The organism is Cronobacter malonaticus LMG 23826, assembly GCF_001277215.2.
GTDB lineage: Bacteria > Pseudomonadota > Gammaproteobacteria > Enterobacterales > Enterobacteriaceae > Cronobacter > Cronobacter malonaticus.
Genome location: NZ_CP013940.1, coordinates 3,967,315 through 3,978,277 on the forward strand (window position 1 = coordinate 3,967,315; position 10,963 = coordinate 3,978,277).

Sequence of the window (10,963 nt, forward strand, 5' to 3'; positions counted from 1 at the left end):
CCTGTAGCGCTATGGTTAGCCTCTTTTTAAAAGAATGCGACAGACAACCCGCTATGACGTTTTCACTTTTCGGCGACAAATTTACCCGCCATGCAGGCATTACGCGCCTCATGGAAGATCTCAACGACGGGTTACGCACCCCCGGCGCTATCATGCTGGGCGGCGGAAACCCGGCGCAAATCCCGGCGATGAACCACTATTTCCAGGAATTGCTGGCCTCAATGCTCGAAAGCGGCAAAGTGACTGATGCGCTTTGCAATTATGACGGTCCGCGCGGAAAAAGTGAGCTGCTGGAAGCCCTGGCGGGCATGTTGCGAAAAGAGTTTGGCTGGGATGTCGAACCACAGAATATTGCTCTGACAAATGGCAGTCAGAGCGCATTTTTCTACTTGTTTAACCTATTTGCTGGCCGTCAGGCGGACGGGACGTCGAAAAAAGTGCTGTTCCCTCTGGCACCTGAATACATCGGCTACGCGGATTCCGGGCTCGAGGACGACCTGTTCGTCTCTGCGCGCCCGAATATCGAACTGCTGCCGGAAGGCCAGTTTAAATATCATGTGGATTTCGAGCATCTGCATATCGGCCCGGAAACCGGCATGATCTGCGTATCGCGCCCAACCAACCCGACCGGCAACGTGATCACCGACGACGAGCTGATTAAGCTCGACGCGCTGGCGAATCAGCACAATATTCCGCTGGTGATTGATAACGCCTACGGTCTGCCGTTCCCGGGCATTATCTTTAGCGAAGCGCGCCCGCTCTGGAACCCGAATATCATTCTGTGCATGAGCCTCTCCAAGCTCGGCCTGCCGGGTAGCCGCTGCGGCATTATCATCGGCAATGAAAAAGTCATCTCAGCCATCAGCAACATGAACGGGATCATCAGCCTGGCACCGGGCGGCATCGGCCCTGCGATGGCCTGCGAGATGATTAAGCGCAACGATCTGCTGCGTCTGTCTCAGGAAGTAATAAAACCCTTCTACCAGCAGCGCGTTCAGGACACGATCGCCATCATTCGCCGTTATCTGTCGCCGGAGCGCTGCCTCATTCACAAACCGGAAGGCGCGATTTTCCTGTGGCTGTGGTTTAAAGATTTGCCGATCACTACCGAACTGCTCTACCAGCGCCTGAAAAAGCGTGGCGTCCTGATGGTGCCGGGCGATTTCTTCTTTCCGGGGCTGGATAAACCGTGGCCGCATACGCACCAGTGCATGCGCATGAACTACGTGCCGGAGCCGGAGAAAATCGAGGCGGGCGTGAAAATCCTGGCGGCAGAGATTGAGCGCGCCTGGCAGGAAGCGGGGCAGTAATCTCTCGGCCTCAGAGAAAACGCCGCCTCCTGGCGGCGTTTTTGTTCCTCAGAGCGTGAGGATAAGCGCTCGCGCCTCACGCTCCGGCGTCAACACAACACCCCATTCGCTGCCCGTAATACTTGCGCCGTCAACGCTTGCCACTTGCTGAATGTTACGCAGGCAGAGTGTCCAGCCAACGGCGTGACCGCGCCCTTCCACCATCAACCGCTTGCCCTCGCGCTTCACGCACAGCGTAAACACCGTCTCGCCATTCGCGGCAGGCACTTCGCAGCGCGCTTCAGCGCCATCCGCCAGGTTAAACAACTGGAACGCCGTGCCCTCATGCCACGCGTAGTCGGGCTTCTGTTCGTTATTACCGAGCGCCAGTAGCGTATTGTCGCGCACATACACCGGCAGGCTCAGAAAATCGTGACGCTGCTTATGCCAGCGGCCGCCGTCCAGCTCATCGTTATGCCACAGGTGCGTCCAGCGCCCTGGCGGCAGATAAAACGCCACGTCGCCCGCCTCGCTGAAAACCGGCGCGACCAGCACGCTGTCGCCGAGCATATACTGGCGGTCGAGGTAGTCGCAGGCCGGATCGTCCGGAAACTCCAGCATCATGGCGCGCATGACTGGCGTGCCGCACTCGCGCGCTGACACCGACTGGCGATACAGATAAGGCATCAGGCGGCATTTCAGCTGTGTAAAGTGGCGCACCACGTCACAGGCTTCGTCGTCATACGCCCACGGCACACGGTACGATTTACTGCCATGCAGGCGGCTGTGGCTGGAGAGCAGCCCAAACGCGCACCAGCGTTTGTAGACATGCGCGGGCGCGGTGTTTTCAAAGCCGCCGATATCATGGCTCCAGAAGCCGAAGCCGGAAAGGCCAATGGAGAGGCCGCCGCGCAGGCTTTCCGCCATCGATTCATAGTTGGCGTAACAGTCGCCGCCCCAGTGCACCGGGAACTGCTGCGCGCCAACGGACGCCGAGCGGGCAAACAGCACCGCTTCTTCTTCACCCACAGTCTCTTTCAGCACGTTCCAGACCAGTTCGTTATAAATGAACGCATAATGGTTGTGCATTTTTTGCGGATCAGCGCCGTTATGCCACACCACATCGGTGGGAATGCGCTCGCCGAAATCGGTTTTAAAGCAGTCAACGCCCATCCCGACCAGGCGTTTCAGGTGGCCTGCGTACCAGGCACACGCCGCCGGGTTGGTGAAATCAACAATCCCCTGCCCTGGCTGCCATTTATCCCACTGCCACACCACGCCGTTCGGACGTTTCAGCAGATAGCCCTTTTCCATACCTTCGCGGAACAGCGGTGATTTCTGGCCGATGTAAGGATTAATCCAGACGCAGATTTTCAGGCCGCGCGCCTTCAGGCGCTTAAGCATGCCTTCTGGGTCCGGGAAGGTCGCCGGGTCCCACTCGAAATCGCACCACTGGAAAGCTTTCATCCAGAAGCAGTCGAAGTGAAAGACATGCAGCGGCAGTTCGCGCTCCGCCATGCCGTCGATAAACCGGTTCACGGTCTCTTCGTCATAGTTGGTGGTAAACGAGGTGGTGAGCCATAGCCCGAACGACCAGGCGGGCGGCAGCGCCGGACGCCCCGTAAAGCGGGTATAACGATCCAGCACCGCTTTTGGCGTTGGCCCATCGATAACGAAATATTCCAGATATTCACCCGCCACGCTGAACTGCACTTTCGAGACTTTCTCCGAGGCGACTTCAAAAGAGACGCACTCCGGGTGATTCACCAGCACGCCATAGCCGCGGTTGGTCAGATAAAAAGGAATATTTTTATAGGCCTGCTCCGTGCTGGTGCCGCCGTCACGGTTCCAGGTCTCCACCGTCTGGCCGTTTTTCACCAGTGCGGTAAACCGCTCGCCGAGGCCGTAGACCGTTTCGCCAACGCCGAGATCCAGCCGCTCGAACATGTAGCTGCCGCGGTGTTGTTATTCTGCACATAGCCGTTGTTTTTCAACTGGCTGCCGGTAATACGCTCGCCGTCGCGCAGAAAATCGAGCGCCCAGTTTTCGCCTTTGGTAACCCGCACGCTGAGCGCGCCGCTTTTCAGCTCGGCGTAGCGGTCCGTGTCGCGCAGCTCAACCTGAACATGCGCTTCTGTATTGAGCGGATAATGCGGGCCGTGATCCGGCACGCCCTGAAAATGTTCGATACGCACGCCGATGATTCCCTCCTGCGGGGAGAAAAAACGCAGGGTGAAAAGCGGTGTATCGAGCTGTCCGGCGCGTTCGCGCACGTCGCGCGGCGCGGCATAAACCACCATTTCGCCGTCGCGCTGCTCAACATCGAATACCTGAACGGGATGCAGCAGGCTTAAACCCGGCTGAATCAGCCAGTTTCCGTCACTGATTTTCATGGCTTACCCCTTCGATTTCTGGAATGTCTTACTGACCGGTAATGTTTCAAATTCCCGCTGGTTATGACGCGCGCTCTTCGCCAGCTCCGCCAGAATGTTTTTCAAAAACGGTGTTTTCAGCGTGTAGTAACGCTTCGCGATGATGGCGCTTAGCACGTAGCAGATGCCCGGCGCGAGCGTGAAGAGCGAAACGATGATGGTGAGCGTGGTGCTGTTCTGGGTTTTCGCGGCGGCGTCATAGCCGCCACCTGCCAGCATCCAGCCAATTAGCGCGCCGCCCAGCGCCAGACCGAGCTTCAACACAAACAGCGTGCCCGCGAAGCTAATCCCGGTGAGACGTTTACCGTTGCGCCATTCGCCGTAATCGACCGTATCGGACATCATGACCCACTGAATGGGCGTCACCAGCTGGTGCAGGACGCCAATAACGAAGATGAAAACGAACATAACGACGGTGGCGCTCATCGGCACGAAGAACATGGCGACACTCAGCACGGCCAGCGCGGCGTTGGTCCACCAGAAAACACTGACCTTGCACTTCCAGTCCGTCAGCGGTTTGGCAAGCGCGCTGCCAAAAAGATTGCCGACGCAGTAAAGGCCGAGGAACCAGGAGAAGAGCGCGGCATCGCCCATAATCCAGGTGACGTAATACATCATCGCCCCGCCGCGCACGCAGACGGCGAGAATGTTGAGAATGGTCAGCACGCCTACGACGCGCCACTGATCGTTTTGCAGGATGTCGCGCAGGTCTTCACGCATGGTGGAAGTGTTCGGCGGCGCCTTGACGCGTTCTTTTGTCGTGAAGAAGCAAAATGCGAGCATCAGAAACGCCACGACGGCCAGCACCCCGATACCCGCCTGAAAGCCGAACGCCTTATCCTCGCCGCCGAAAAAATTCACCAGCGGCATCATCAGTACCGTCGAGAGCATGCCGCCCGCCGTCGCCAGCACAAAGCGCCAGGATTGCAGCGAAATGCGCTGCTGCGGATCGCTGGTAATCACCCCGCCCAGCGCGCAGTAAGGAATGTTCACGACTGTATACATCAGCGTGAGCAGCGTATAGGTGACGGCGGCATAAATCATTTTGCCGCTAAGGCTGAGCTCTGGCGTGCTGTAGGCGAACACGCACACTACACCAAATGGGAGTGCGCCAAAGAGCACCCACGGGCGGAATTTACCCCAACGGCTGCGGGTGCGGTCGGCGATAAGCCCCATTGCCGGGTCAGAGATGGCGTCAAGGGCGCGGGCCAGCAGAAACATCGTGCCGACAAACCCTGCGGGAATGCCAAAGATATCGGTGTAGAAAAACATCATGTAAAGCATGACGTTATCAAAGACGATATGGCTTGCGGCATCTCCCATGCCGTAGCCAATCTTCTCCTTCACGGAAAGCGCTTGCTCACTCATTCGGTGGTCCTCCGGCGATACGCGAAATTTCACTTAAGTTTTTTAGCGCCGTTCGGAACCGCCAGATATTCTGTTTTCTGGTTATTTATTTATGATTCTTGTTTTCTGTGATCGCGATAACCTGCTGATGCAACGAATGAATAATTCATGTGGCCCGTAACAACGGAAAAACACTTAAGCAAAATCGTACAACGGGGATTTGAGGGGCGAAAAAAGAGTGTGGCGGGGGTATTGGTAAGCGTCTGAAACGCGCCTATAATGCGCCGGCCTCCATGTAGCAATGCAGGCGCGGAAGATCGTCGTCTCCGGTGAGGCGGCTGGACTTCAAATCCAGTTGGGGCCGCCAGCGGTCCCGGGCAGGTTCGACTCCTGTGATCTTCCGCCAAAGTTCCTTCCCGCTTTGTGATTAGTCGCTTCTGAACTTCCTTCTGATGGCTTGTCTTTTATTCATTATTTTATCCGCCACAGCGATAAGCGCAGCTGAAATAATTAACGCCATAACCGTTGTGGAGCCGACAAAAAACAATCCCTCTAAAAGATCGATCTGACTTTCAATTTCGGTAAACCTTTTCGCGGAAGAATAATGGCTTACAAGATACCAGGCCAGGTACCCAGAGTAATATCCAACATCAGAAAAAATAATGATAACCAGAAAACAAAAATAATAAACGCTTCCTTTAATAATTTTATACCATGACCAGGTTTTCATTAGCCTGATGATTAAACCCCACAAGAAAATATTAAAGAAAAGCAGTGAAACCATTGCAAAGAGCGGCGGTAGTCCACCACCATAGGTTCCTGTTTCCATAAAAATTATATTTATTAGGGGAATAAACATTAATATTAAAAATTGCAATCCATTTTTTAATGGATCTTTCATCTCGGGCAACATATGGCTTCCTTGCTTAATTCCGTCATAATTATAACTTACGACCTGACAATACATCTTAATTTCAAAAGAACATTGGCAACATTTACTTAATATGATTATGCTTTCATAATCCTTCCTTCTTCTTTATTGCACCCAGTAATTGAGAAAATATAAAAGCTGCAACTCCTGATATTACCGTATTGCCAATAAGAAATAGAACGCTCATGAGCAAATCCCGTACTGCAATAGTTTGTCCTTCTACCGGCGGTTCAACATGAGCTTGGCTCACATGAAAATCATCCATGAATAACAAGTGTTCAACAATATCTTTCAAATCTATCACCATATCTGACATTGTAAAAAAAACAAAACCCACCTGCCAGGCCATAATAAAAGCAACGCCCCAATAAAAATTGCCAGGTAAATGCAGCTTTCTTAATAAATAAATATAAAAAAACACCAAAATAAAACCAGCCACAGCGGAATCTACGAATGCAATTAAGACCAAATCAATGAAGCTTCGGTAGTAGCCAGTGTAAGCATAATCGCTAAAGCTTAAGTGAAATACAGCCATCAATGCTATAATAACAAAGCCAAGCGGCGCCAGAAGAACAGGAATTAATTTACCGAGGAAATTTTGCATAAGGCATACCCGTTACAGTTAATTCACCATAAGCTTTTAAAGCTTCGCATGTTGTATAGAGCTTCGTTGTATTCAAAAGTGCGTGCCGCAAGCGATAAAAATCCGCTTCTTTATAAAAAGTAACGCAGCCATCAGAGACTCCTGTTCCATCAGGGCGAAGGGGATGCATCCTGAATCCGCCTCTTGTAATACCATTTATAACAAGTGAATCGTCCAGCGTGGCGTCCTGTGGGTATAAAGCAAACCATTCCCAATATTTATTCCCTGTCCTTACCCATTTCTCAATTGTCTTTGCGCTACTATATAAACCTCCCCAACTCCTTTGCACAATTAAATATTTCCCCAATGGAATAGGCCCGTTACGTCTTCCAGAAAATTCAAGCACATTTTTGTAACTGCCAAGCCCAGAAAACACAGGAAAAACGCCGACACCAGCGCAACGCAATAAGAGTTTGCCGTCTGCGGTTTTCTCATTGTAGTTAAGTTCACAATTGATCATAGCGCTATCCTAAACATACATCTGGCTGTTCCAGGCATCCGTATATTGGATATTTCCGTTCAGGTATTTCCAGGTTATTTTGTTGTATATCAACCCTACGGACTCCACCGGCGTGGAAAGCAACCCTTCCGGGTGTTTAAAGTTTTGCATATTGGGATGGATACCAGTAATTCTTACATCTTCCAGTATCATCTGGAAAAATTCTTCTTCCATACCCGCGTGGTTAATTCGATACCAGCGAATGATAGCTCGCTGTAGTTTTTCACTGGTAGCGACTGCGCGATAAAGATAAGGCGATGATTTATCGAATTCCTTTTCTATGTTCATCAGGTTATGAACGCGTGTTGCTGTTAGTTTGCCGGTATTCCCGTCGTAAGGTACAGACAAACCATGACCAAAGCTCTGAACTTCTATACTCCCCTCGCGGCCCACCACCTCTGAACCACCGCAAATTAACGCGCCCGAGGCGTCATAAAGCCATAAATGTGCCGGGACAGCCATAATGAACTCCTTTATTAAGTCATACCGATGACATCACGCTTTTCATTGCTTCATTGAATAGAGCACGACAGCAATAAAGGTTATTTATCGTTATATGACACAAGAAGTAAAAAGGAGTTGGGATTTAATTAACTTATCTTTGATAAAGATTAAAAAATGCAGTAGATATTCATAGTTTTGATATCAACCATCAATTAATACACTTTCATAATTAATGATTCATGTCATCCCTTCAAATAATCCCCCAGCAGCCGGGATAAATGCGCCTGAAATTGATCGGTATAGTCGTGCGGAATAAACCCTTCGAGAAACGCCCTGGTCGGCCCGGTAATGACGCCCAGCGCCATATGGGCGGTGAATACCGGGTCGGGAAAGGTATTATCCGGCGCGGTAATAAGCGTTTGCGCAATATCGTTCACCATTCGCTCATACATCACGCCCATCAGTCGCGCGCCGTCGCGCTCTGCCGCCACGCCATACAGCGCTTTTGATTCATCAGGATTCGCTAATTTCAGGCTCAGAAAAGCCTGCACCATCGCACATGCCATTTCCCGAACGGGTTTGCCACGCACGGAAATACACGCGGCCTGGAGCGCGTCGGCAATTTTGGTTAAGTGTAATTCCAGCACGCCGGAAAGCAGCGCGTCGCGGTTAGGGTAATACTGATAAAGACTCCCGACCGACATTCCGGCGCGGCTGGCGACGCGCGTAGTGGTACAGCGGCTGAGTCCTTCGGTCACTAAAACCTGAATGGTCGCCGTATGAAGCGCCTCCACCGTCGCTACGGAACGGCGCTGGATCGGGGTTTTACGCGGGCTGAGCGGTGCTGCGATGGTCTTCATGGAATGCGAATTCTTAAACTGAAGGATGCTTCATATACTAATACTTCCTTCACACCGATACAGCAAGCAGGTCGTCATGAACACTATTGAAAAAAGCGGTACGTATAAACTCGGCAGCCGTGAAGTCAGACGGTTTGGATATGGCGCGATGCAGCTCGCAGGCCCAGGCGTATTTGGCCCGCCGAAAGATAAAAACGCGGCCCTCAGCGTATTACGCGCGGCCGTTGAGGCGGGCGTTAATCATATTGATACCAGCGATTTTTACGGGCCGCACATTACGAATCAACTGATTTGCGAAGCGTTATATCCTTACCGCGACGACCTGACCATTGTGACTAAAGTCGGCGCGACACGCGGGAATGATGCCTCGTGGAACCCGGCATTTTCGGCTGAAGAATTAACCCAGGCCGTGCACGATAATTTGCGCAACCTGAAACTCGACGCGCTGGATGTCGTCAATTTTCGCGTGATGTTTGATGTTCATGGCCCGGCGGAAGGATCTATCGAAGCGCCACTCGCAGCCCTGGTGAAATTAAAAGAGCAGGGGCTGATTAAACATATCGGTTTAAGTAACGTTACGCAGAAACAGGTTGAGCAGGCGCGGCAGATAACGCCGATAAGCTGCGTGCAGAATATGTATAACATCGTTCACCGTGGCGATGAGGCGTTAATTGATGAACTGGCCGCCGCCGGGATTGCCTATGTGCCGTTTTTCCCGTTAGGCGGATTCTCACCGTTGCAGTCCTCAACGCTTGAGACTATCGCAACGCAATTATCAGCGACACCAATGCAGGTGGCGCTCGCCTGGCTGTTAAACCGCGCGGAGAATATTTTATTAATTCCGGGTACGTCGTCAGTCGCGCATTTCCATGAAAATAGCAAGGCCACGGAATTAACGCTCTCGCAGGAAACCCTCGACGCGTTAAATAAACTGGCCGCGTAAGCGCGAAACGCCGTCAGATTTTACGTATTTCACCGGCGAGTTCGTAAAATCTGTACGGCGTTATTTTTTATCGTGTTCAGCCGCCGCTAAATCCGCCGGCACGTCAATGTCCTGCACGATGCCCGCGTCGCTTAACGCAAGCGTTAATACGTCTGCGCGCGCCCTTGCCGCCTGCACAACCGCTTTTGCGCCCTCATCGCCGGTCAGCCGGGCAAGAGAATCAAAATACTCCCGCCGGAAGCCGACCGGGTGACCATGACGCTGCTGGTAGTGCGGCACCACCACGGGCTTTTCATTCAGCGCCTGCGCCACCCGTTGCAGCGACGCGGCCGTTATGAGCGGCAAATCGCCCGGCAGCATGAGCCAGCCTGCGGCGTCTGGCGTGGCTTTCACACCGAGCGCGATGGACTCGCCCATGCCGTCAGTGCCATCTTCCGGCCTGACCAGATGCCACGGCAGGCCAGAAGCTTGCGCCGCCGCCAGCACGTGTTGCAGCACCGGTTTGCCCGCCAGCAGCGCCTCCAGCTTGTGCGTGGTTCCGCCGCCTGCGCGAAAGCGCTCGCCCTTTCCGGCGGCGAGAATAATGATGACCGGCTGTGCTTCGGGCATCAGCCTGCGGCCTCCCGGTTGAGTCGCGCCGCCGCAACATCAGCAACAATCGACAGCGCCAGCGACTGCGCGTCGCGGGCTTTCGGGAAGATCCCAATCGGCGCTTTAATGCGGGCGATATCCTGCTCGCTAAAGCCCCGCTCGCGCAGCGCCGCGGTGCGTGCGGCATGGGTACGCTGGCTGCCGAGCGCGCCGATGTAAAACGGCGCGTCAGAAAGCGCCGCCTCAAGTACCGGTAACTCGCGATCAAGATCGTGAAAAAGCACGATGACGGCGGTATCGGCATCCATCTGCGCACAGGCAGTCTGCGGATTGACGCCGTCATTCACCAGCACGTCGTAACCTGCCGCCTGCGCGATAGTGGCGGTGGCCTCAGCCTCCACGGAGCGGCCGAAAATAATGACCTGCGTGCAGGGCGTGTAGCGCACGTCAAAAGCGTCGTCGCGCCAGCCGGTCTTTTGTACCGGGAGCACGCTTTGCAGCGTCTGGGTGGAAGGGTGATAACGCAGCCCGGCCGCTTTGCGCTGCGAAAGAGCATTCAGCACCGCCAGCAGCGGCGTCGCCTCACGTAGCGGGTGAATCGCGAGCGTAATGCCGCCGCCGCACGGCAGCACAATATCGAAATAGGGCGAGCCTTCGCCATATTTCACCATGCGGTCCTCGCCGCAGGCTATCGCCTCCAGCGCCTCGAAAGCGGCGGCCGCCTCCACGCAGCCGCCGGAGACAAATCCGCAATAGGCGCCGTCGTCGCGCACGGCCATCTGCGCGCCGAGCGCACGTGACGAGCCGCCGCGGATCTCCACCAGCGTCACCAGCGCTGCGGCCATGCCAGCGCGCAGCGCCTGCGCCGCAAAGCGCAAAATCGCGGTGCTGTCGTCGGTCAGAAACGCCGCCTCAGGCCGCGCCTGTTCTGTCAGCAGGGGTTGTTGCAGCACCTTTTTTCATCCTTCTGTTAAACGGCGATCG

Annotated in this window: 10 protein-coding genes, 1 tRNA gene and 1 pseudogene; 3 read left to right on the forward strand and 9 right to left on the reverse strand. The window is 53.8% G+C overall.

Annotated features, from left to right (window positions below; translation table 11 throughout):
• Nucleotides 1-53 precede the first annotated feature (53 nt).
• The gene (avtA, locus tag AFK66_RS18560) at nt 54-1,310 is read left to right on the forward strand and encodes a valine--pyruvate transaminase (RefSeq protein WP_023899662.1); all 1,257 of its coding nucleotides are present in this window, start codon (nt 54-56) and stop codon (nt 1,308-1,310) included.
• 48 nt (nt 1,311-1,358) lie between these two features.
• Here avtA and yicI read toward each other — a convergent pair.
• Together yicI and AFK66_RS18570 are read right to left on the reverse strand one after the other, a co-directional pair.
• Nucleotides 1,359-3,682 (reverse strand): annotated as a pseudogene (gene yicI, locus AFK66_RS18565) (alpha-xylosidase).
• Nucleotides 3,683-3,685: 3 nt separating this feature from the next.
• Entirely contained in the window at nt 3,686-5,089 is a 1,404-nt protein-coding gene (locus AFK66_RS18570; RefSeq protein ID WP_007779365.1) for a glycoside-pentoside-hexuronide family transporter, read from the reverse strand.
• Nucleotides 5,090-5,379: 290 nt separating this feature from the next.
• Here AFK66_RS18570 and AFK66_RS18575 point away from each other — a divergent pair.
• Nucleotides 5,380-5,474, forward strand: a tRNA-Sec gene (locus tag AFK66_RS18575).
• 21 nt (nt 5,475-5,495) lie between these two features.
• On the opposite strand, the gene AFK66_RS18580 is transcribed toward AFK66_RS18575, so the two are convergent.
• The 5 genes from AFK66_RS18580 to AFK66_RS18595 all read right to left on the reverse strand — a co-directional run bounded on the left by AFK66_RS18580 (nt 5,496) and on the right by AFK66_RS18595 (nt 8,445).
• Nucleotides 5,496-5,981 carry a hypothetical protein gene (locus tag AFK66_RS18580; protein ID WP_007779369.1) on the reverse strand — a complete coding sequence of 162 codons (486 nt, stop codon included), beginning with the start codon at nt 5,979-5,981 and terminating at the stop codon, nt 5,496-5,498.
• A 103-nt stretch (nt 5,982-6,084) separates the two neighbouring features.
• Nucleotides 6,085-6,603: a hypothetical protein gene (locus tag AFK66_RS18585; protein WP_032968502.1), complete on the reverse strand. Its 519-nt coding sequence runs from the start codon at nt 6,601-6,603 to the stop codon at nt 6,085-6,087.
• Nucleotides 6,584-7,102, reverse strand: coding sequence for a DUF2778 domain-containing protein (locus AFK66_RS21825; RefSeq protein WP_071602973.1), 519 nt, complete (start codon nt 7,100-7,102; stop codon nt 6,584-6,586). The genes AFK66_RS18585 and AFK66_RS21825 overlap by 20 nt, the downstream gene beginning before the upstream one ends.
• A gap of 9 nt (nt 7,103-7,111) precedes the next feature.
• On the reverse strand, nt 7,112-7,603 hold the full coding sequence (locus tag AFK66_RS18590) for an Hcp family type VI secretion system effector (RefSeq protein ID WP_007779372.1): 492 nt from the start codon (nt 7,601-7,603) through the stop codon (nt 7,112-7,114).
• Nucleotides 7,604-7,827: 224 nt separating this feature from the next.
• Complete coding sequence (locus tag AFK66_RS18595; protein ID WP_007779374.1) at nt 7,828-8,445, reverse strand: TetR/AcrR family transcriptional regulator; 618 nt, start codon at nt 8,443-8,445, stop codon at nt 7,828-7,830.
• A gap of 76 nt (nt 8,446-8,521) precedes the next feature.
• Between AFK66_RS18595 and AFK66_RS18600 the strand changes: the two genes are divergently transcribed.
• The gene (locus tag AFK66_RS18600) at nt 8,522-9,388 is read left to right on the forward strand and encodes an aldo/keto reductase family oxidoreductase (RefSeq protein WP_007779377.1); all 867 of its coding nucleotides are present in this window, start codon (nt 8,522-8,524) and stop codon (nt 9,386-9,388) included.
• Between the two features lie 60 nt (nt 9,389-9,448).
• Here AFK66_RS18600 and AFK66_RS18605 read toward each other — a convergent pair whose 3' ends face one another.
• A complete protein-coding gene (locus AFK66_RS18605; protein WP_007779380.1) occupies nt 9,449-9,997 on the reverse strand; it encodes a nucleotidyltransferase family protein in 549 nt (182 codons plus the stop codon).
• The gene (locus tag AFK66_RS18610) at nt 9,997-10,932 is read right to left on the reverse strand and encodes an XdhC family protein (protein WP_007779381.1); all 936 of its coding nucleotides are present in this window, start codon (nt 10,930-10,932) and stop codon (nt 9,997-9,999) included. Before AFK66_RS18610 ends, AFK66_RS18605 begins: the two co-directional genes overlap by 1 nt.
• Nucleotides 10,933-10,963 lie beyond the last annotated feature (31 nt).